Raw genomic sequence first — 22,399 nt, 5'->3', positions numbered from 1 at the left:
TTTATTATAAAGAGTATTTTGAATTCAATGATTTAAAAATATTTTTTTAGAAGAACTTAATTTTAATTTAGCGTAATCAAAGTAATTATCCTTAATATGAGACTATTGAAATTTAATGTGAATTTTATTACTTAACGTGAAGTTTCATATTACTTTTTTTTTAATGCATTGTCAATATATTATTCTGAATATTAATATAAAACAAAAAAATTTTATTTTTCTGTTGATTCACCCCTAAAATTGGGCTATATTGGAAAATGCCTAGGCGTTATCATTATACAGGAAAGGAGTTGATATATGTGGAACAGAAAAAAATTCTAGATATTAAATTAACTGAGTCTGGAAAAATTAATTATGTAAAAAACCATGATCCCGGTTGTGCAGGAGCAGGATGTGGTGGTTCGACTTCTTGTTTGGGTCCTAAACCAGGAACAATTGGCAAAGACATATGGAAAAAATGTTCTGGATAACAATTAGAAAAAGGGAGGATTCCCTCCCTTTTTCTTTAAAATTCTCTTAGATTAATGAAACCGTGTACCTAAGCACTAATATAGGAGGGGAATAATGGATCATCTAATTCTTAATTATAAACCCATACTAGATAGCTATTGTTTTGTGAAAGAAGAGGGTGAAGAAATAGTTTTTTTTAATAGAGATACATATATAACCCTTAATGGAGATTCTGTTGAGGATATACTTGATTTAATTCCGTTACTATCTGGTGAATTAAGCACAGAACAATTAGCGAAGAAATTGGAATTACCTATCGAATATCTTTGCGAAATAATTAAAGTGCTAGATGAAAATAACATTATAAAGAATTATGATATGCTTGAAAAATATAAATTTATGGATAAAGATTTGCAAAGATATGAAAAGTTCATCTCAAATTTAACAGGTTCTGTATCCAGTGCTTTTGGAGATATAGAAGTTACTCATACAAAAAAAATAGTATTAATGGGAAATAGAGAATTACAGGAGAATTTAAAGAAAGCTTTTGGTACCAAATTTTCATTTTTAGAAATGAGTCAAATTCAAAATGCAAGTCTAATAATAGCAGTCGACTTTTTTGAAAATGAGGACTTATTTAGTGAAGCAAATGAATTATCTAAATCTTATGGAATCCCATTTTTAAGAGCTTTAGTACAAGAGCAATATTATAGTATTGGTCCAATATTTATATTTAGTGAAACTAGTTGTTATAATTGTTTTTTGAGTAGGAAAATTACGAATTGCGAAAATTCTTACCTAAGCTATAAATATCTGAAGAGATATAATAGTGAATGGAATGAAACTCATATTAGTTTAATTCCAGGGACAATAGAGATGTTTAGTTTTCAAATATTAAGTTTTATTATGAAATATTTCTCTAATTGTATGACTTGCGAAATAATTGGAAAAGAATTTACCTATAATGTATTTAGCTTAAATTCGAATTTAAACCCCGTATTAAAAGTTCCAGGATGTTCTAAATGTGGAACTTTTAATAAAAATATAATCAAAGATTTTGTATTAAATAGTTAGGAGTAAAAATTATGGGAATGCAGAATGCTTTAGAATATATTATAAATAAAAATACTGGAATTATACATCATGTAAAGAATAAGATGGATTTCAAACTGCCATTTCCAATGCACATTTATTTTGCATTTAGAAATGAATTAGTTGATGTTAGTGAGGGAGTAAAAATTCGTGGGGATTATAGCGGATTAGGATATAGTTATGACTGTCCTGAATCGGCATTAATATCAGCTGTGGGTGAGGCACTTGAGCGTTATTGTTCATGTTACCTAAATTCAGAGGTTTTAATAAAGGATTCATTTAACTCTTTAGTAAAAAAAAACGTTCATGCTTTGAATCCACTATCAATTACACAGCCGTTGAATGAACAATATCAACAAACATATCATACTTGTAAAGAAATTGATGGTGAAACCATATTTTATTGGGTTGAAGCAATGGATGAAATCCATAATAAAAAAATACTAGTTCCTGCTAACACAATGTATTTTGATGTTGATAAAGAGTTCTTACTTCCGCATATAAGAGATTCAATTTCTACTGGTTTAGCAACAGGTTCTACAAGGTTACAAGCGATAGAAAACGCAGCATTAGAATGTATAGAAAGAGACGCAATTATGATTACATGGTTGAACCAATTGACAGTTCCATTAATAGATTCTAAGACGATTCCAGATGAAACTGTGCAGTATTATTTGAACGTTGCAAATGAAAAAGGTTTTGAAGTTTTCTTCTTTGAGATAACAACAGATATCAAAGTTCCTACATATTTTGTCTTAATAAGAAATCTCTATAATAATTACCCTTATATACAGGTAGGGGCAAAAGCACATTATGAACCTATTATAGCGTTAAAAGGAGCTCTAATGGAAACGTTAGCAAGTCTAAATTTATTAGCTGATCCTAACCTTGAAATGGCGGAATTTTCGGATATTAAAAACGTGAAAAATATAAGGAGTATCAAGGATCATATGCTTTATTATGCAGCAGGAAACGATAAAGAAGCTTTTGATTTCTTGATTTCGAATTCTGAAAAGCCATTTAATAATTATTCGAAAGTTAATAATTTTGAAGAACTAAAAGAAAATCTCGATAAGATGGAGTTAAATCTTTATTCATATGATTTAACTACAGAAGATATAAATTCTTTAGGTTTATATGTATATAGAGTGTTAATGCCAGAGTTGGCTTTTCTGGAAATAACTTTACCTATGTTAGGTTGCAATAGATTAATAGATGCCCCCAATAATATGGGATATGTTCCAGCGAAAACTTTTAATAAGAATCCACATCCATTCCCGTAAAGAATATATAAAAAGAGGAGGTAATTGTTGTGAATAAATTTGAAGATCATACAAAGCAGTATATATTATCCAGAATGTATGATTGCAATACTCGAGCAACCCCCATGAGCTCATTTGGGATTTCAAAGCATAAAGTATATGACTATTCCACAAAAATAAAAAAACAACATTATTGTATTAAAAGCATTCCTCTTTGTATAGATAAGACTATGATTAAGCAAGAATTTTATCAAGTTTTAAATAGTAGGCAATCTGTTGCAGAATTAGAAATCCGCACAAGAATTGGTTTTAAAACACTTTCAAACTTGCTTCATTTTTCATATGGATATGTTAATCAACAGCATAATGCTACCCCATCTGCAGGGGGGAAATATCCTATAAGTATTTATATAGCGATTTTTAACGTCGAAAATTTAGAACAAGGTATATATTATTATAATAAGGAAGAAAGTACCTTAGAAATGATTAGAAAAGGAAATTTTAGAGAAGTTATTAATAATCTATATGTTGATAATACACATATTCATTCCGCTTCTTTTATTATGTTTCATGTTGCAAATCTTGATCAAACAAGTAGTAAATATGAAGATAGGGGTTATAAATTAATACATTTAGATATGGGGCATCTTTCTCAAAATCTTTATTTATTAAGCAGTGCACAACACTTAGGTATTAGAGCAATTTTTGGAATATATGAAAATAAAGTAAATGATTTTTTAGAAATTGATGGAGAAAACGAATTTGTGTTACTTTCGCATGTTTTCGGAGGAATAAAATACCCTACCCCAATAATAATGGGGACTAAATATAGTGATTTATATTATGAAAATGAGGAAACAGGAAGTGAAGAATAAAGTGCTATGGAAGTTTCTCGTAAATCTGTATAAGAAGCAAAAATATAAACTTATCATATTGTTCTTATTTTCCTGCTTTCTTGCTTTAAATGAAATCGCTTTCCCACTTATTTTAAAATATATTATTGATAATGTTACAATTAGTAATTTGTATGGGTTTGCAATAAAATATGGCTGGATCTTTATTTCTATCATAATTGTTCAATTAATAATAAAATATTATGCTGTAATTTTAGATAATCAAGTTGTAATTGACAGTAATTTAGTATTAAGAAAGAAGATAAATGAAACATTAAAACGATCGGATTATTTTAGATTTATAAATCTTGAAAACAAAAATCTTACGCAGATTATTACATATGATGTTCCACAGTGTCAAGGAATTCTTAATTCTATAATATTTGACCTAATCGTGCAGTGTTTGGTATTTATAAGTACCTTCTTAATTTTAATGGCTCTTAACCTAAAATTAACTTTAATTATTTTGATGATTTTACCAATATATTATGGTGTGTTTTATCTATTTAATAGCAAACTTAATATAATCAATATGCAACTGATAGAACATCGAGATTATTTATCAAATGTAATAGAGAAAATTCAACTTAATTTTAAAAATTATAAAATATATGTAAGAAAAAATGGTTTTGATCAACAATATAACGATAGGGTCGTTAAAATTTCTCAAACTCAATCCAAGAATGCTAAATTAGTTGCAGTTATGAATATTACAATGACTATTCTATTTTGTCTATTAATTGGTTTAATTGCAATAATTGGGTTTTCAGAGGTGAAGAATAACACTTTAAGCATTGGGGCCTTGTCTGCATTTTTAGTTTATACTATGAATTTTTTCTCACCAATTCAAAGAATTATGTCATTGTTTATTGATTTTAAGATTAGTGTAATTTCTATAAAAAGAGTGCATGAATTACTATGTTTGGACTTGGAAGAAAAAAATCATGTTAAGTTAGAAAAAAATATGCAAGGTAATGTGCTTTTTAAAAATGCACAAGTAAAGCTAGGGAATAAAAATATTGTTAGTAATTTTACAGGTGAGATTGTAAGAGGAAAAATTAATTATTTAGTGGGAAGAAATGCATCTGGAAAATCAACGCTAATTTTATCTTTAATTCAATTTATAAAATCTAGTGGAATCTATATAGATAGTTATGAAGTAACAAGATATGATATTGAAATGTTAAGAAAAAACATTAGTGTTGCATTTCAAGAGCCTGAATTTATTGCAGAAAATGTTACCGATCAATTAAACTTAATTGAAGAAAATAATTATAACAAGCTTATAAACCCTGAGAAAAAAATCATAATTGATAAATATGTGAAAGTACTAGTTTCTTTATTAGAACCTAGTAAAACTATTTCAGAATTATCTGGGGGAAAAAAACAACTATTATCTATTATTAGCGTCTTGAAAAGTTATCCGGAAATATTAATTCTGGATGAAGCTTTTTCCAATTTAGATTCTGAAATTAGATACGAGATCAAAAATGTAATGAACAGTTTGAAAGAACATATAACAATTATTGTTGTAGATCATTTTGCAAATCCAGCGCTAGAAGATAATGTGATTAGCCTGGAACAAGAAAAATTTGTACGGGAGGGAAGTATAAGTGAACACACACATAATTTCTGATTTTCCTTCTTTAGTTGGAAAACATTGTTCTTCTACTGCTATTCAAGAAATTATGATGTATTATAAGCAGCCTTTAAGTGAGGCTATGATTTTTGGGATTGGGAGCGGTTTGTTTTTTAGTTATTTTAGTTTTGCAAATAACTATCCAAGGTTATTAATTACTCGTACACCCTATTTTGAAAATAATTTTTTTAATGCTATTAATCATAATTTTAAGTGGTATAGTGGTGAAGTACTGAACGTAGATAAAATAATTAGTTTTTTAGAAAATGATATCCCTATATTAGTAATTTCGGAAACTGGTTATTTGGATTTTTATGGAACTAAAGGAGGAAGAAATGTCGCTGGACATACGTTTACTATTTTAGGTTTTGATATAAGAAAGAAGACTTTCCTTGTATCTGACTTTATATCTAGTGAATATTTTTCATTAAGCCTAATAGATTTAAAAAAAGCAATTAATCAAGCGAAAGTGCCATATGATCGTAAAAATGTTTGGGCACCTGTGTATCCGTTTGTTATCGAAGATATTCGTGAAGCCATGCTGAAAGGTATGTGGAAAAATGCTAATGATATGCTTCAAAATCAAAATGATAATTATGGAATTCTGAACATTAAAAAACTTTCAGCTGAAATACCTTATTGGACTGAATTACCAGAATGGGAAGAATGTTGCCTCCATACTTATATGATGATTGAGAAAATTGGAAGTGGGGGAAGTGGATTTAGAAAGTTATATACAGAATTTTTAATAGAAGCTTCTTCGTATTTCAAAGAAATTGAGCAGTATTCCTGTATTAATAAAATGCAAAAAATCAATAAGTTGTACAAATTACTTGGTAGAAAATTCTTTGTTACAGGCCGAACTAAAGAAAGAAAAAATTTAATTGAAATTCAAAAGTGCTTAGAGGATATATACTTATTAGAAAAAGAATTTTGGGAAACAATATCTTACATCGTTAATAAAACAACTTCCTCCAAGTTAATTCTAAACTCTAGCAATTAAAAGTGGTTCCGAATGTACAAATTCACGTCAAATATTGTTAAGTTATATATGCAATATAAACATTTACGGTTTCTGGTGTTTTATAAAGATTATTTTGGATTAGCTCCATAAACTTTCTTATTTATAGTATTACGTAAGTTTTGAAAACTTCTTTAATAGCATTAAATTATAACTTCTTTACAAAAAGTGTTTAAGAACATAAAAAACTTGAACTATGTAGCAAATAATAATTATAAAGAAATAAAGCAAAAATGAGTTCTGAGCGATACCGAACAAAAACTCAAATATTTAATAAAATAACATGTTTAACTTTTTGAGGTGTGATTATGTATATTTTTATCTTTGCTGTATTTAAAATTTTAGTAAGTTTTATATTATTAGGCTTGATTTTGTTACTCAGTATTTTATGGGTTAAAATAGAAAAAATTCTAAATGACACCTTATTTAAAACACTTCCCAAAAAAGTTAAAAATATAATAATTATATTGTTTGTTATTTTAATAGAGCTCACTATAATATTTATTGTTTCATTAAATTGGAGTGTTCCATTTATTGATGCACTATTTATAGGAAGCCTCGTCCTCTTGTGTTATATTTGGTTAGTACCTTATTTTGTTAATTATCAAGAGAATATTGCTAAAGTTACTGATAAGTATTTTAATGCGGGAGTAGAGATAGGTGAAATCAAAACATTTCAAATGAAAATTTCTACATTCAGTTTAGGGAGTATACTATTTGCTGTAGTAGGTATTATTGTTACTATTTGCTGTTACTATAAATACTTTTTATAGGTGCTCTATTGCAAGGCTACTAATTTCAACTGAATTACAAGGATACACAAAACTTTTATATTTAGAAGACCTGATAAAGAAAATTAGATTTATAAACAAGAATGCAAGTTTTCAGATTCAGTAATGAGCTTTTGATACAAAGAGCTACAGAGAAATTATAATAGGCATCTAAAGCTTAGATATACTGATAACCATTATTGTAGAAATGATGTATGATTAACATAAACAAGTAAACTTGATGTCATCTAATGATTTGTAGAGAATCAACGGCATTTATATTAAAGTATAATGTAAACTGCTATATTTATATTTTATAGTTTATTACAAGAGAAATTAAATCTAATAAAATATTAAGTTAGTAGGGGATAGTTTGGTGGATTTCCACATCATAAATGGAAAATTACACCAATTAATTTCACTAGATGCTAATCTTTTACAAGATAATGTCAGGTGTAAAAATTATTGATATGTGAGTATTGAAAATGCCTTGAAGGATGTAACTTAAAGACCGGTGTATTAGTTTACTGGTTGGAAGGCAAGATATTGTTGTTTTCTAAGGAATTTTCACAATATTTAATGCTAATTGTTCTTATATTATCGGAAGTTAAACGTAACAATAGATGTTAAAGAGTTCCGTTGAATCTTAATTCTATTTGTATATAAATAGAGGGAATGTTATCATATAAAGTAATCCAATACTTAAAAATCATATTGCAAAAGGACACACCTACGCATAACCATAGCGTAGGTGTGTCCTTTTTTGTTTAAGGAGGAAAAAGGTATGGGGAAAACGTTATTTATTGCAGAAAAACCAAAAATGGCCAATGAAATTATAAAATCACTTTGATTCTAACTTTTAAAAGGAACAGACACCCTAAGATACCTGTTTATCCTGCAACAAATATAAATACATAGTACATGAAAAATAATAGAGATAGACTTGCAATTCTGCCAGCAATCGACTCTTTCATAAATTTCATAAGTATAACTTTGACAATTAATGCTAGGAATAACGGTATAAATAGTACCATGGCAAGTTTGATTGCTATGTCATTCATAACTGGACTTAATGGCTCGAAATTAATTATGATATACACCCCATTTACTTATAATTACTATATATTTATAATATAATTTATATTACTTTGTCCATAAGAAAAGACACTCATTTGAGTGCCTTTTCTTCGACTTGATAACCACTTTAAATTTAATAAGATTTATACGAGCTACCATCCAAATATAATCATATCATATTTTCTGAAAAATGAAAGCGGATTCCTTAACTTACTTAATTATTTTGTCCATTACTTCTTTATATTTGTTAAATTGGGCATCTTCCATGTCACCATTCATTTGTAAAAGAAAATTACCTTTTGCGTAAGTATGAGAGAATAACATTTGATTACCGTTACCTAAATCGTCATAGTACTTTTTCGCTTGTTCAAGATCTTGTTTGTTTTTAAACTCAAATATTCTACCACCACTATCTTCTCCTAGTGCTGGTACAAGAATGCGTTTCGCATCTTTTCTAGTATTCCCAAATTCTTTTTCCGGTAGATCACTAGGCTGTTCTGCTTCAAGTCCTGCAGTCTTAAATTCTTCAATTACTTTTCCTACTGTAACATCGCTAGCCACCGATTTGATGCTATCACAGGCTGCTAAACCAAATAATAGCAAAGTACCAATAAGAAATACTGATAATTTTTTTAACATATTTATGCGTTCCTCCTACTGTAGATAAATCCTTCGATATCATAACACAATATACATTTATAAAATGTAATATATTGTCGAATGGATATTTATATGGCAAATTTTTTTCGAATTAGAATAATATCCTTACATTTATGATAAACAATCGTCTTTTCTTTAAATATTAAAACATTAGTTCCGTTACGAGTGGGACAGGGTACTACATTTTAGTATATATTTTAATGCAGCACAAATAAGGATAAAAGCTAAACAGAGTATATTTTTTAATAAAACGGTTATATTGATGTATTGATTAATATAACGGTGAGGTGACATATTTGAGCATAGCTGTAAAAGTAATGAAATACCAAATAGTCTGTCCTGTAAATATAGAATGGAAGACGTTTGAAATATATTTACGTACACTTTCATATCATTTTAGAACTATTGGGAATAGAACTATACAAAAATTGTGGGAATATGATAATCAATCATTGAAGCACTTTAAGGATACTGGCCAATATCCAAGTGCCCAACAATTATATGGGTGTACTCAAAAAACCATAAGTGGATATATTTATGATCAGTTAAAAGAAGAATATCAAGATATTAATAAAGCCAATATGTCCACTACTCTACAGAAGACAATTAAGACCTGGAATAGTAGAAAAAAAGAAATTTGGAGTGGTGAGATGTCCATTCCTTCATTCCGAAACAATTTACCAATTGATATTCATGGAAACTCTATTCAGATAATAAAAGAAAAGAGTGGTGATTATATCGCAAGCGTATCTCTTTTTTCATCAAAATTTATAAAAGAAAACGATTTACCCAATGGTAAAATTTTAGTGAAATTATCGACAAGAAAACAAAATAGTATGAAGGTAATTTTAGATAGAATAATTGATAGTACATATGCCAAAGGCGCTTGCATGCTCCATAAACATAAAAAGAAATGGTATTTATCTATTACTTATAAGTCAAATATAAAAGAAGAACTTAAATTTGATGAAGATTTAATTATGGGCATAGATATGGGGAAAATAAATGTTCTCTATTTTGCGTTTAATAAAGGTTTGGTAAGAGGGGCAATTAGTGGTGAAGAAATTGAGGCTTTTCGAAAAAAAATTGAGCATAGACGTATAAGTTTATTACGCCAAGGTAAGTATTGTAGTGGAAATAGGATAGGGAAAGGCCGTAAAAAACGAATTAAACCAATTGAAGTACTAAATGATAAAATAGCCAAGTTTAGAAATGCTACGAATCATAAGTATGCCAATTATATAGTGCAACAGTGCTTAAAATATAATTGTGGCACTATACAATTAGAGGATTTACAAGGAATAAGTAAAGAACAAACATTCCTAAAAAATTGGACGTATTTTGATTTGCAGGAAAAAATCAAGAATCTGGCAAATCAATATGGGATTAAAGTGGTGAAAATTGACCCATCCTATACAAGTCAACGATGTAGTGAATGTGGGTATATCCATAAAAATAATCGGCAAAATCAATCTACCTTTGAATGTCAGCAATGTAGTTTTAAAGTTCATGCAGACTACAATGCTGCCAAAAACATTTCTGTGTACAATATTGAGAAGGTAATACAAAAACAATTGAAGTTACAAGAAAAATTAAATTTAACAAAATATAAAGAACAGTATATAGAGCAGATGGAAAATATTAATTAAATAATGTAGTAGGAAGTAGTTTGGCGGATTTCCACGCCATAAATGGAGAAGTGATACACGGTAAATTTACCAAGTGTCAACGCCCCGTAAGGTAGTATCGAATGTTAAAAAACATTGATACATAGGCATTCTGAATGCTTTGAAGGATGTAACACAAAGACCGTTACATAATACATTAATTTGCGGATAAAAAAGCAGGATATTGTTGATATATAAGGGATTGTCGCAATATTTATTGTTAATCATCCATATATTATCGAGATAAAACATAACAATAGATGTATTGAAATGCGGACAGCCAAGTAACCATATGAGTAGGAATCTTAGGAAAAACATAATAATAGATGTATTGAAATGCGTCCTCTTTTTATATAAAAGGAGGAACCTGGTAGGTAAAACATAATAATAGATGTATTGAAATACTTATTAATAAGTCGGTTAGGACCCTCTATTTAGGGTTTAACAAACTAATAGATGTATTTAAAAAGATAACAAATCATTAAGAAACCCTGGGTGCAGGAGTGTGAATTATTAAATTTTCGGCGGATTTCCACGCCATAAATGGAGAAGTGATACACGGTAAATTTACCAGGTGTATACGCTCCATAAGGTAGTATCGAATGTTAAAAAACATTGATACAAAGGCATCCTGAATGCTTTGAAGGGTGTAACACAAAGACCGTTACATAATACATTAATTTGCTGGTAAAAAAGCAGGATATTGTTGATATACAAGGGATTGTCGCAATATTCGTTATTAATCATCTATCTATTATCGGGGTTAAAACATAACAATAGATGTATTGAAATTGGGGAAATGCTCGGCACTTCACAAAATCATTGCGAAGTTTAAACAACCTGATAGATATTTAGGAGTCTCATTGAACATTGATTCGATTTGTATATAAATAGAGTAAATGTTATTATATAAGTAATCCAATACTGAAAAAATCATATTGCAAAAGGACACACCTACGCATAACCATAGCGTAGGTGTGTCCTTTTTTTGCTTAAGGAGGAAAAAGTTATGGGGAAAACATTATTTATTGCCGAAAAACCAAAAGTGGCCAATGAAATTATGAAATCGCCACGATTCCGTCACTCACAAAAGTACATTGGTAGCAAACCTTATTATGGTTATTATGAAAATGAACATTATATTGTCAGTTGGTGCCGTGGGCATCTGCTGGAATTAAAAAATCCAGAAGAGATGGATCCAAAGTACAAAGTGTTTAGTTTAGAACACTTACCTTTAATTTATGAGCCAGCTTATAAGGTGAAACAAGAGAATGCTGAACAATTACAAATCCTTGTTAAACTGCTGCAACGCCCTGATGTTGACCATGCGGTGAACATTTGTGACGCGGACCGCGAGGGAGAGTTAATTTATAGGGAAGTATATGAATTTGCAGGTGTGAATAAAAAGCAATCTCGTGTATATAAATCCTCTTTTGAAGCGGCAGAATTAGAGACAGCTCTCAATCGATTAGAAAGTGCGTCTAAATACGATGGACTCGCGTATTCTGCTAAAGCAAGGCAGTATCTGGATTATCTATTAGGGATGAATATAACCAGGGGATGTACCACAAAATTAGCACAAAATAAGTTCTTATTGTCATCCGGCCGTGTACAAATGTGTTTATTAAATGAGATACGCCAACGCGAATTAGCAATTGAAAACTATAAAGAACAATCTTATTATCATCTGCAGCTAATAACAGATTTAGGACTTAAACCGGTTATGAAAACAGAAGACCAAGTGTTAAACCCATCGCCATTAAGAAGTTTAGGAGAAGATTTAAAAGGACAATATCTTGTAGTAGAAGAGTTTAAAGAGGGAACCAGGAAGAAGAATCCTAAATTACTATATAACTTAACAGACCTGTATAAAGATGCTCATGCGCAATTACAAATTAATGCTGAAACTTCCAGAAAACACATTCAAACTTTGTATGAAGAAGGTTTCATAACCTACCCTCGCTCATCTTCTAGGCATTTACCTACAGAACAAGTGGACCGTGTAAAAGGTGTTATGCAGGCACTAGCTAAGAGTCAGTATTCTTTACTGGTACAATCCGTCGACATTGAAGCAATTGATGTGAAACATAAAACGTTCAATGATGAGCTTGTATCAAGCCATTTTGCTATTATACCGACGACTAAACAATATCAAGAGGAAGGTCGTCCAGAGATTGAAAAACAACTATATAGCCTCGTGGTAAAACGTTTTGTGGGTAATTTCATGCGTCCTGCAGTATACCTGGTAAGAGAAGTATCGCTTATTGACGCGATGGGAAATAACTATCAAACAAAAGAAAGTGTACTTCGAGAAAAAGGGTTTCTAGAAGTGTTTCAAGAGGAAATAGAGGAAGAAAGTGTGGAAGTATTTAAAATTCCTATCATGCAGAAAGGACAGGAACTTCAAATTTGCGATTTTGAGTTACAGGAATCCAAAACAAAGAAACCAGCTCTACACACAGAAAGCTCAATTCTGACTTTCATGGAAACAGCAGGACGGAAAATTGACGATGAACATTTAAAGGAATTAATGAAGGGGAAAAGAATTGGAACCGTTGCAACCGAAGCGACCTTTATTCCGGCTCTACACGAGAAGAACTATATAGCCATTGAAAAAGGGAAAATTACAACGACTCCAATTGGCCGTTCCTTTATTGAGCAATTCCCTGTCTCGCAAGTCAAAGATCCATTATACACAGCTGAAATGGAAGGGATGATTTATCGCATTGAAAAGAATGAGATGAGTTATAAAGACTTCATTGCACAAACCAATGAATTTATACAAAAAATAACGCAAGAAATTATAAAAGTTCCTGACGCAGCTTCGTACAATTTAATAGAGAGCTGGAAGCAACAAATAGAAGTATGCCAATGTTCTTGTGGAAATGGAATAATTTTAGATAGAGGGAAATTTTTTGGGTGTAGTAACCATCCAAACTGTAAAGTTGGAATACCCAAAAGAATAAAGGAAAAAACAATTCCTGCAGCACAAGTTAAAAAACTGTTTGAAGAGAATAAAACGGATGTTATAAAAGGATTTAAATCAAATGGCAAAGAGTTTTCTGCTTATCTAGCATTTATAAATGGTGAAGTAAGCTTTAATTTGCCTACAGTTGAAGAATTATCACTCGGACGTTGTCCAAAATGTCAAAATGGACACATTTTAAAACGTGATACGTTTTTTGGGTGTTCAGATTATCAAAGTGGATGTAATTTTGCAATATTCGCTAAAATTAAAGGGAAGAAATTATCTGATAGCCAGATTAAGAAATTATTGAAGAATCGTGTTACAGACTTTATTCATGGTTTTAAAGGAGAGTACGGAGAATTCACTGCAGCTATCCGATTAAAGGAGGACCTTAGAATTTGTTTTGAACGTCCAACAACAGATGATCGTACAGTAGGTAAATGTCCATTATGCCAGAGTAGGGTTATAATAGGGAAAACAAACTATCTATGTGAACAATACAAAAAGGACTGCGATTTCATCATTTCAGGAATGATACTCGAAAAAAAAATAACAGCTAGTCAAATTAAGAAATTACTAGAAAAGAATATGACTGATACAATTCAAGGATTTAAATCAAAAAAAACGGGGGAATTATTCGGTGCAAAATTAACATATGACTCCGCACAGAAGAGACTTACGTTTGTAAATGAGAAGAAGAAATAATATCGCAAAATCTTAAATTTCATATATAAAATTAATCAGAATTATGATATGATGAAGGTAACAAAATACTTCTAAAACTATCTTGCAAAAGGACACACCTACGCATACATATGCCATAGGTGTGTCCTTTTTTATGTATTTTTAAGATTTCAAGACTCAAAAGGGGGATTTATATTGTGTACTACTAGTGTAGCATCTACTAATGTTTCTTTTGAAAAATTGAAAAGTCAGGAAGAGAATGAAAAAAGCATGGCGTCTATATGCCCGAATTGTAAGAAACGTTCATTTAAAGAACTATATAATGATTATCCAAAATGGATACAGTTTTGTCTATGTTGTAATTATCGAGAAGTAAATACATTGGAAAGTCCGTTTGTTTATTAGAGGCAGCTATTTACGTATTTTAAGTAGGAGGAAGAAATTTCGATATGAAAATATGGATTAAAGCTATTTGTATAACATCATTCTTATTTCAAATGTCAGCATGTAGTAGTTCGACGCAAATGAACGATTCAAAACCTGCTCAAACAGTACAAAAGGGAATGCAACAGCACGTAGAAGGGAAAAATATTGTTAATATCCCAGAAGCTTATAAGGGGAAATTAAAAGGCTTAGAGACAGTTAATGGGAAGGTAATACATATAAAGGACGGAGATACGATAGACGTGAATGTAAAGGGGGAGAAACAAACGGTAAGGTTACTGTTATTGGATACCCCTGAGTCTGTATCTCAAAAAATTCCACCACAAAAGATGGGGAAAGAAGCTTCTTCCTTTTTAAAGAAAGAGCTAGATGGGAAAAGTGTAACCTTGGTTTATGATCAAGGACCAAAAGAAGACAAGTACGGTAGGAAATTAGCATATGTATTTTGTGAAGGGATACATATAAACGAGTTAATGATCAAATCAGGCTATGGTATTGTAGCTTACATTTCAAAACCTAACACTACTTTGCTACCACAAATGCTAGAAAGCGAAAAAGAAGCAAAAGCATCAAAGACTGGCGTTTGGAACATAAAAGGGTATGTGGATGAAGAGAAACATCATTATAACCGTAATGATGCAGCTTAGCACCCTAATCCATTGCAATACAAATATTTGTGTAAAATGGAGGTTTTTTGAATGGATGAAAACAAAAGAAATATGCTCTTATCCTTTATCATTTCAATTTTATTTATTTTCGCGAGTCTATTGCCATTTAGTAATAATGAATATGTGTATGTTATCTCTAAAATTGGTGCTGCAGCTGGTGTAATAAATATTGTGATGATGAGCGTTTTCTTATATTTTCAAAGCAAAAAAACAAGACATTTATTAAATTAGTAAATTAAGACTTAATAGTTTTCCTTACTCGTATCTTTTTAACCTTGGTAAGGAAAACCGTAAAGGAGTGTAAATGTTGAGTCAAGTACCTGGATTTTTGAAGTTTGTTTTAGCGAAAGAAAGACGGTATGTATATTTAGCTGTAGCAGAAAAGAAAAATAAAAGGGTACATACACATATTGTATATGGATTTGGTCCGCTAGAAAAAGCATTAGAAACCATGTACGAAATGCGTGATGATTTTGAGAATCTTTTCCCTCTAGAATTAAAAGAGAGGGGATACGATTGGGAAGATATCAACGATTGGATACTTTCTATTGAAACAGGGTATTCGAAACACGGAAATAAACTAGTCATATATTAGCAAGTGTTTTGCATTAAAAAAACAGGTGAGGCGAAAATAAGATGTCGATCATTCAAAAGTATCACATTGCAATTGCTTGGACGATAGCTACTAGTGCAATGCTTATAAGTTTAATTTTTAGTGAATGGATGAAGCCACCTCCATGTGATTTGTGCTGGTATCAAAGGATGGCCATGTATCCATTAGTATTAATATTGGGTATAGGAATGTATAGAAAAGATTCTAATGTAAGCATATATGCATTTCCATTTGCATGTATTGGATTAATAATATCTGTCTATCAAATTACGATTCAGGCTTTTCCAACAAGTGAAATGAAGATATGTTCAGTAGGCGTTTCTTGTACAGAAGATTATTTGAATTTGATTGGTTTCATCTCGATTCCTATGCTATCTTTTGTTGGATTTTTAGCCATCATAATACTTTTATATATTAAACCAGATAAAGAGACAAAAGAACAAATAACACAGCGATTATAATCGATATACTCATACAAACACAAAATACTTATAACTTAAAAATAAAAAAAGAAATTAAAAAGGAGAATTTAAAATGACAACTATTCAAGCAGGTAATGAAATGCACAAAATCCCAGAGGCGGATGTAGAATTATTAAAGATTATGGCCCATCCAGTTAGGTTACAAATCGTGAAGGAACTAGAACACCGCAAGATTTGTAATGTAACACAATTAACGGAGCTATTAGATATTCCTCAATCTACCGTATCTCAGCATTTATCTAAGATGCGTGGCAAGATTCTACGCTCGGAAAGAAAAGGATTAGAGATGTACTATCATATTGCAAATTCCAAAGCATGTCAGATTGTAAGTGTGCTAGGTTTATAAATACCTCAAATTAAATAGCGGATTATGAAATCACAAATAAAATAAGGACAGCTATGCCAGGCTGCCCTTATTTTATTTGTGATTTTGCATATATTTGTGCGCATTTAGTATAGCAAAAATTATTCTTTTCTATCAAACTTCAATCTTATTTTTCTCAATATGTTTTGTTTACTTTTATATTATAATAAACTTAATTCTTTTTATTTATCTATATTTCCTGGGGTGAATCCTTTTACCAAGGATTCCTTTTTTATTTTCACCACTTCATAAATTAACAAAACTTAATTACAAGCAGATAAATATTTATAAAGAAACTGTTGAAATAGCCTGTTTATAAAGGAATTGGTGCTTTCCATTACTGGAGACTAATACTGAAAATTTATCAACAGCAATAATGATTCCAGGTACTCTTACTCCGTTTATTAGAAATATTGTTACTACTCTTTGTTCCTCTATTAATTTTTTATAAAAACCTTCTTGTGTATACATGAATAGTTTCCTCCTCTCCTTAAATATTCTACTCTTTTTGTGAATGTAAAAGGAATAGTATAATCATACTATTTTCAGGGTTATTTTATAAAAATAAAAGCCCTTACAATGAAGTAAAGACCTTTGTTTATTTATGTATTAGTTCTTATTTTCTTGGGTGAATTTTTATTATAGGATTCCTTTTAATATTGCTTTTAAATTAATAAATTCACTGCATGAATTTATTAAGGAGAGTCTTACACCCTAATTAACACAAAGTAAGTATATGTAACATACAAAGAAATCCTCCCTGCAAATAATAGTGTATTAATTGCAGGGAGGATTTCTGCAGTTATTACATTCCTTCACCATGGGTAGTATATTGTATAATTTCCTGCTTTTGTACTGCAAGCATTGCCTCGCCGTGAGTGTTACTTAAAGTGATTGGTGCTACTAGCATTAAACCAGAGAACAAAAGTCCTGCCGTACTAATTAGTATTTTTTTCATCATTTTAAAGCACTCCTTTTCTCCATTTCAATTTTAGCCTTGTACCCCACACGGAAGTATTCGCTTACTTTTGAGTGGTTACCTTCATCATAATACTTGTTTGCTAATTCATCAGCATATATTTCGACAAAGTGCCATAAATTTTCTTCTTGGAGATAATGGATTCCTTCAACAATAATCTTTTCGTATTCATCTATAGTTGTATTCTGTAATCTTGCATTTAGAATTGTTAAATGATGATAATATTCTTTATTATTTTGTGCATTACTAATTTGCAATCCTTTATCTATATAATTAGCAGCTTCATTTACATTGCCTAGTTTCTCATGTTCTTTAGCTAACAAATACATTGTTTTGCAGCTACCTTCTAGTGCCTTGGAGAGATAATTGATTGCTAGTTGAGGCATATTTTGATCTGAATATAGCAGTCCTATATTATGACGAATCATATGAGTAAGTTGTGTTTGATCTTGTTTGGTTGCAATATCTAAAGCGGAAAGAAAATACTCTTCAGCTAACTCGAATTGCTTTAGGGAAGTACTTGCAAGTCCCAAAATATTATTACATGAAGCTACATTTATTTCATACCCAACTTCCTTAGAATAGATTTCTTTCGCTTTATTACTGTATGTTATTGTATTTAGTGGTTGGAACTGATAATAGTTGAAAAGGGCATACTGATAATTAAATTCCGCATGTTCTAATTCATCCGGAATAAGAGATAGAAGTGTTTCAGCTTTGTGATAGAAGTGTTTGGCGTCACTATATTGTCCAATCTTCATTGCATGTATAGCATTGAACAGATAGTAGTAGTAATTGAGCATGTCTGTGGTAGACCCTTCAATATGTTCTCCAGGTTTTACTAAACCTGATGTATTATTTATCAAAAGATTATACCTAAACTCTAGTAACGAATAGTAAATAAGAAGCGTTTGATCTTGTTCCATTTCGTCGATAAGTTTTTCAACATCTGATCTTAGATTTTTTGCTTTCAATAACTTTTGAGAGCGCATAGCTTTGTACCAATCGTTCATTAATTTAGTAATCTTTTCGTTTCCTTTTGCTACAATCACATAGCTTCCCCCTTTGTATATATATATCTATATGTTTTTATCATAGCAGTTAAATCCATATTATTACAGATGTTAGTAGTTTAAAAGAATATTTCTAAACAATTAACTGAAAATTATGTATTGTTTTGTAGCCAATTTGGATTCCTCTTCATATTAGGCTAAAATAAGTGAGGAGTATAAATCTACCATAGCGACGAGGGGAAGACAGTGAAAAACCATACAAAAGGGCCTAAAGGGCAATTGTTGCAAACAAATAAGAAATGGTCTCACCTAAAGCAAAACCAGCGTGAAATCATATCAAATTGGCTGAGAGAGGTTTATATAGAGAAGGTTAAGGTGCATAACCGTAGATTGAAACCGAGAGAACATGAGAATGTTTTAGAAAGGGTAATGAGTAAAATCTTTGATCGTGAAATTTGGATTCCGGATTACGAAGTCGAAAAGTATTACAAAGGAATGATAAACAAATGGTATAACAAACACATTTCATTGGAAGAAAAAAATGATAAGGAGGAGAAAATATGAAACATAGTATCGGAAAAGTGAGTACTTCATATATAATCCGTTTAATTTTAGATGATTTAAACACATTTATTACAACAGGAAAAAGGCAGTGTAATTTCTGCTCAGAATCAAAAAAATCCTCTGTGGAAGAGCTAATTGGGGATTGGTTGGAGTGGTTTGATGATTACCCAGAAGGTATATCACCAGATGAATTAAAAGAAATTGAAAAAGAAATAGGAGAATTAATGGGGAGTATGTCAATATGGTCTCATCATACAGAAGAAAGAGAAGAATTTATAAAGCGATTTAGCGATTATTTTGGGAAATTTATAGGTTTCTTTAAATTAGTTAGGGATGTATACCGGGAAGAGTTGAAATATGAATTGTCATATTAATATCTTATGTACCTACTATTATTATAATATGAAACATTAATTCATGTCTTTTAGAAGAATAAAATAAAGGGTAATTGGACTCGTAATACAAAAGATTTTTTTTATAAATAATATTTACTAATTATTACTTAAAATAGTAATGGGTGGTATAATTCATCTGAAAGTTAGATAGTAATTTATTATAAAAAGAGAGGAGAAAGAGAATTAATGAGTTTTTTAAAAGAATTAATAAGTTTTTTCAATGGTTTTGATTTAGGACCTAAAATTGCACTGACAGCATTAGCTACAATGTGCTCTACAACTGTAGTAAACTTAATTCAGATAAAACTGAAAAACCATAAGATAGATCCAGAAATGCTTAGTATCTACAACCAGATTCTAGATCAAAGGAATGTAAAAAAGGAAAAATCAAAAAATAGTAAAGGTCTTAGTAACTTCATAGCAACTATGTTTGCAATTATATTTATTAGTGAACTATCAAAATCAATGAAAAAAACACAGAAGAGAAAAAATAGAAATAAACTTATTATTTCTGCATTATTTTTAGAGAGTAAGATGAAAAAAATACATAAAGCTTATTTTACTATCGGGTTCGGAAGTATATTATTACTAGCATTATCGTTCTATTTTTCAATTCCCTTATACATAAATATAATTCCTTTTCTTTTTGCAATATTAACTTGCAGTTATCAATTTTTACTTAATTACCGAATAAAGAGTGGTTTGTTTGGAACAAATGATTATGAAGCAAGGGAACTAATAGAATTTATTATCCGAAATAATGATAAAATTAATGGGAATAAGATTTTCAATGAAGAAGCAATATCCAATACTATTGTAGATTTTTCAAACTATGTGAAGAAGGTGCAGTTATTAAATGAACATTGATTTTGATAAAATTACATCTTATTTATATAAATCTATAGATATCCTGTTACTAAAACAGCCAGAAAGAACAGCGTACGGTATCGTACTTGGTGTTGTACTTATTGGAGTGAAAAATGTTGTAGCTGAATTCACAACAGGAAATATTAAGAGTGCCATTCATAATTTTAATACAATCTCAGTTTTTTGTTTAGGTATTATTCTAGTAAGACTAGATATACTTTTTAAGCGAGAGCCATTAAATAAAGATGTAATGATCAAACTGAACACCCTTAAGGCAATTATTAAAGAAGGGAATTTCACTCAAAAGCAACAAAGAGAATTATATAGAAATTTTATACAAAATATATCCTCAGATATTGATTTAGGTGAAAGTAAGAATAAAGGTAACGCTACAGAGCAAAGTTCTTAATTCAATTAGCATTAATAATTAATGATTTTTCAAAGGTTTCAATTCATAATATTGAACAACGTATGCCATTATTCACTTTGAGATGAAATGTGTCTTTTGTTCTAATAAACGATAATTTTTGGAATAGCCATGTGACTTTAGTGAAGAAAAACCTGAATTTAGGTCTGTAGCGCTATATTGGTACCAAAGACGCTTTAAAGTTTCAATAATAAGGTAAAACAGTAAAAAGCACCTTGTTTAGGTGCTTTTTTTTATGTTGGCATCAATTCATTTTTATTCGAACTGCCTTTTTTCTAATCGATCAATAGCTTCACGTTTCTTTTCATTATTAATATTCGTATAAATACTAGTTACCTCTACAGAAGTATGGCCAAGTTGATCGCGTAGCAATACCAAATCCTTGTTTTCTTTATAGTGATTTGTAGCATATGTGTGTCGTAGTTTATGAGGGCTACGCTTCTCATCAAATGCACTTGAATATTTATCACATAACTTCTGTATAGCTCTAACAGTTAACTGTGTATATTTCCCCTTATAATTTGTTACGAAAAGTAAGTCTTCATCTTGAGGGCAGTTATATTTACTAGGACGAACCTTAATGTACTCCTGAATATCATCTAAGCAAGAGCGAGTAGCTAATACGGAAGATCTCTTATTACCTTTACGCGTCACTTTTACTTTCCCCTGACGGAAGTTTATACTAGATATAGTAAGACTAGCTACCTCAGAAACTCGAAGGCCAGTACCTAAAATGAGGCTTATGATGGCTATGTCTCTTTCTTTATCACGCTGAAAAAAACTATATTTCTTTGGTGATATATCTTTCAACATTTCACCATAATCATTTGCTAGAAATTGAAGAAAAGCTACATCATCTTTTTCATTAAATATCATATTTGCAACGTCATCTGCTCTTGCTGCTGCATCTACTTTTTCCTTATGCAGTTCAATTTTCTCCATTACATTACGTGAGATGTAATTTTCCCCTTGTTCATTTTCTGTATTTTGAGCTAAGTATTTGAATAGGGATTTTAAAGCAGAGAAAGTTCTATTAATAGCTCTTGTCTCAATACCTTCTCCCTGTAGATATCTTTGAAAAGTTCTAGCTTCATTTAATGGTAGATTTTCTAGTGTTGTAATTGGTACATCACATATATTAGTGACCACCTTACCGTTTTCAACGGCTAATCGATTACTTATAAGCCATTTTAGAAACTTTTCAAATTCAGTAATGTAAGCATACAATGTAGCAGGGGAGAGGGCTGTTTTCATTTCTGCATACTCTATGATATACCAGGGCATTTTACTTTTATGTTTATCTATTAGTATTTTAAACTTTTCTTTTTCTTGATAGCTTTTTCTTCTCTTTGATGTTCCAATCTTTTTAGATCCTTCTTATGGATGCAAAAGGAATAGTT

25 protein-coding genes are annotated in these 22,399 nt (G+C 30.3%); 19 read left to right on the top strand and 6 right to left on the bottom strand.

Annotated features, from left to right (window positions below; all coding sequences use genetic code 11):
* Positions 1–299: 299 nt before the first annotated feature.
* The 7 genes from PDQ40_RS26370 (at position 300) to PDQ40_RS26340 (ending at position 7,130) form a co-directional block, all read left to right on the top strand.
* Positions 300–470 (top strand): hypothetical protein, encoded by a 171-nt coding sequence (locus tag PDQ40_RS26370; RefSeq protein WP_162837638.1) that lies wholly within the window; start codon positions 300–302, stop codon positions 468–470.
* A 94-nt stretch (positions 471–564) separates the two neighbouring features.
* Complete coding sequence (locus PDQ40_RS26365; protein ID WP_242227971.1) at positions 565–1,524, top strand: hypothetical protein; 960 nt, start codon at positions 565–567, stop codon at positions 1,522–1,524.
* An 11-nt stretch (positions 1,525–1,535) separates the two neighbouring features.
* Positions 1,536–2,825, top strand: a complete 1,290-nt coding sequence (locus PDQ40_RS26360) for a YcaO-like family protein (RefSeq protein ID WP_242227972.1) — start codon at positions 1,536–1,538, stop codon at positions 2,823–2,825.
* 29 nt (positions 2,826–2,854) lie between these two features.
* Positions 2,855–3,679, top strand: coding sequence for a SagB/ThcOx family dehydrogenase (locus tag PDQ40_RS26355; protein WP_046648647.1), 825 nt, complete (start codon positions 2,855–2,857; stop codon positions 3,677–3,679).
* Complete coding sequence (locus tag PDQ40_RS26350; RefSeq protein ID WP_046648680.1) at positions 3,669–5,333, top strand: ABC transporter transmembrane domain-containing protein; 1,665 nt, start codon at positions 3,669–3,671, stop codon at positions 5,331–5,333. The genes PDQ40_RS26355 and PDQ40_RS26350 overlap by 11 nt, the downstream gene beginning before the upstream one ends.
* Entirely contained in the window at positions 5,311–6,339 is a 1,029-nt protein-coding gene (locus PDQ40_RS26345) for a BtrH N-terminal domain-containing protein (protein ID WP_046648648.1), read from the top strand. Before PDQ40_RS26350 ends, PDQ40_RS26345 begins: the two co-directional genes overlap by 23 nt.
* 326 nt (positions 6,340–6,665) lie before the next feature.
* Positions 6,666–7,130: a hypothetical protein gene (locus PDQ40_RS26340; protein ID WP_225991071.1), complete on the top strand. Its 465-nt coding sequence runs from the start codon at positions 6,666–6,668 to the stop codon at positions 7,128–7,130.
* 887 nt (positions 7,131–8,017) lie between these two features.
* Here PDQ40_RS26340 and PDQ40_RS26335 read toward each other — a convergent pair.
* Both PDQ40_RS26335 and PDQ40_RS26330 read right to left on the bottom strand, forming a co-directional pair.
* Positions 8,018–8,227 carry a hypothetical protein gene (locus PDQ40_RS26335; protein WP_071713415.1) on the bottom strand — a complete coding sequence of 70 codons (210 nt, stop codon included), beginning with the start codon at positions 8,225–8,227 and terminating at the stop codon, positions 8,018–8,020.
* Positions 8,228–8,414: 187 nt separating this feature from the next.
* Positions 8,415–8,843 carry a hypothetical protein gene (locus PDQ40_RS26330; protein ID WP_046648649.1) on the bottom strand — a complete coding sequence of 143 codons (429 nt, stop codon included), beginning with the start codon at positions 8,841–8,843 and terminating at the stop codon, positions 8,415–8,417.
* 308 nt (positions 8,844–9,151) lie between these two features.
* On the opposite strand from PDQ40_RS26330, the gene PDQ40_RS26325 reads away from it, so the two are divergent.
* The 8 genes from PDQ40_RS26325 to PDQ40_RS26290 all read left to right on the top strand — a co-directional run bounded on the left by PDQ40_RS26325 (position 9,152) and on the right by PDQ40_RS26290 (position 16,736).
* Positions 9,152–10,513 (top strand): RNA-guided endonuclease TnpB family protein, encoded by a 1,362-nt coding sequence (locus tag PDQ40_RS26325; RefSeq protein ID WP_080344570.1) that lies wholly within the window; start codon positions 9,152–9,154, stop codon positions 10,511–10,513.
* A 1,027-nt stretch (positions 10,514–11,540) separates the two neighbouring features.
* Positions 11,541–14,204 (top strand): type IA DNA topoisomerase, encoded by a 2,664-nt coding sequence (locus PDQ40_RS26320; protein WP_242227973.1) that lies wholly within the window; start codon positions 11,541–11,543, stop codon positions 14,202–14,204.
* A 174-nt stretch (positions 14,205–14,378) separates the two neighbouring features.
* On the top strand, positions 14,379–14,588 hold the full coding sequence (locus tag PDQ40_RS26315) for a hypothetical protein (RefSeq protein WP_000337715.1): 210 nt from the start codon (positions 14,379–14,381) through the stop codon (positions 14,586–14,588).
* Between the two features lie 44 nt (positions 14,589–14,632).
* Positions 14,633–15,274 carry a thermonuclease family protein gene (locus PDQ40_RS26310; protein ID WP_000708127.1) on the top strand — a complete coding sequence of 214 codons (642 nt, stop codon included), beginning with the start codon at positions 14,633–14,635 and terminating at the stop codon, positions 15,272–15,274.
* Between the two features lie 51 nt (positions 15,275–15,325).
* Positions 15,326–15,526: a hypothetical protein gene (locus PDQ40_RS26305; protein WP_000344164.1), complete on the top strand. Its 201-nt coding sequence runs from the start codon at positions 15,326–15,328 to the stop codon at positions 15,524–15,526.
* Positions 15,527–15,602: 76 nt separating this feature from the next.
* Positions 15,603–15,890: a hypothetical protein gene (locus PDQ40_RS26300; RefSeq protein ID WP_000084558.1), complete on the top strand. Its 288-nt coding sequence runs from the start codon at positions 15,603–15,605 to the stop codon at positions 15,888–15,890.
* A 41-nt stretch (positions 15,891–15,931) separates the two neighbouring features.
* Positions 15,932–16,369 (top strand): disulfide oxidoreductase, encoded by a 438-nt coding sequence (locus PDQ40_RS26295; protein ID WP_242227974.1) that lies wholly within the window; start codon positions 15,932–15,934, stop codon positions 16,367–16,369.
* Positions 16,370–16,442: 73 nt separating this feature from the next.
* Entirely contained in the window at positions 16,443–16,736 is a 294-nt protein-coding gene (locus PDQ40_RS26290; protein ID WP_000207867.1) for an ArsR/SmtB family transcription factor, read from the top strand.
* 303 nt (positions 16,737–17,039) lie between these two features.
* Here the strand turns inward: PDQ40_RS26290 and hfq are convergent, their stop codons facing one another.
* The 3 genes from hfq to PDQ40_RS26275 all read right to left on the bottom strand — a co-directional run bounded on the left by hfq (position 17,040) and on the right by PDQ40_RS26275 (position 18,785).
* Complete coding sequence (gene hfq / locus PDQ40_RS26285; RefSeq protein ID WP_098921607.1) at positions 17,040–17,225, bottom strand: RNA chaperone Hfq; 186 nt, start codon at positions 17,223–17,225, stop codon at positions 17,040–17,042.
* A 334-nt stretch (positions 17,226–17,559) separates the two neighbouring features.
* Entirely contained in the window at positions 17,560–17,715 is a 156-nt protein-coding gene (locus PDQ40_RS26280) for a hypothetical protein (protein WP_016082994.1), read from the bottom strand.
* Positions 17,712–18,785 carry a Rap family tetratricopeptide repeat protein gene (locus PDQ40_RS26275; RefSeq protein WP_242227975.1) on the bottom strand — a complete coding sequence of 358 codons (1,074 nt, stop codon included), beginning with the start codon at positions 18,783–18,785 and terminating at the stop codon, positions 17,712–17,714. Before PDQ40_RS26275 ends, PDQ40_RS26280 begins: the two co-directional genes overlap by 4 nt.
* Before the next feature lie 207 nt (positions 18,786–18,992).
* On the opposite strand from PDQ40_RS26275, the gene PDQ40_RS26270 reads away from it, so the two are divergent.
* From PDQ40_RS26270 to PDQ40_RS26255, 4 genes are all read left to right on the top strand, one after another.
* On the top strand, positions 18,993–19,310 hold the full coding sequence (locus PDQ40_RS26270; protein WP_242227976.1) for a transposase: 318 nt from the start codon (positions 18,993–18,995) through the stop codon (positions 19,308–19,310).
* Positions 19,307–19,684, top strand: coding sequence for a hypothetical protein (locus PDQ40_RS26265; protein ID WP_242227977.1), 378 nt, complete (start codon positions 19,307–19,309; stop codon positions 19,682–19,684). The genes PDQ40_RS26270 and PDQ40_RS26265 overlap by 4 nt, the downstream gene beginning before the upstream one ends.
* 207 nt (positions 19,685–19,891) lie before the next feature.
* Positions 19,892–20,572, top strand: a complete 681-nt coding sequence (locus tag PDQ40_RS26260) for a hypothetical protein (protein WP_242227978.1) — start codon at positions 19,892–19,894, stop codon at positions 20,570–20,572.
* Positions 20,562–20,981, top strand: a complete 420-nt coding sequence (locus PDQ40_RS26255) for a hypothetical protein (protein ID WP_098921602.1) — start codon at positions 20,562–20,564, stop codon at positions 20,979–20,981. Before PDQ40_RS26260 ends, PDQ40_RS26255 begins: the two co-directional genes overlap by 11 nt.
* A gap of 273 nt (positions 20,982–21,254) precedes the next feature.
* Here the strand turns inward: PDQ40_RS26255 and xerS are convergent, their stop codons facing one another.
* Positions 21,255–22,361 carry a tyrosine recombinase XerS gene (gene xerS / locus PDQ40_RS26250; protein WP_270691746.1) on the bottom strand — a complete coding sequence of 369 codons (1,107 nt, stop codon included), beginning with the start codon at positions 22,359–22,361 and terminating at the stop codon, positions 21,255–21,257.
* Between the last annotated feature and the right edge of the window lie 38 nt (positions 22,362–22,399).

The organism is Bacillus cereus group sp. Bc061, from assembly GCF_027715825.1.
Classification (GTDB): domain Bacteria; phylum Bacillota; class Bacilli; order Bacillales; family Bacillaceae_G; genus Bacillus_A; species Bacillus_A paranthracis.
Note: the sequence above shows the minus strand (reverse complement) of the source record. Positions and strands in the feature narration are given on the sequence as shown.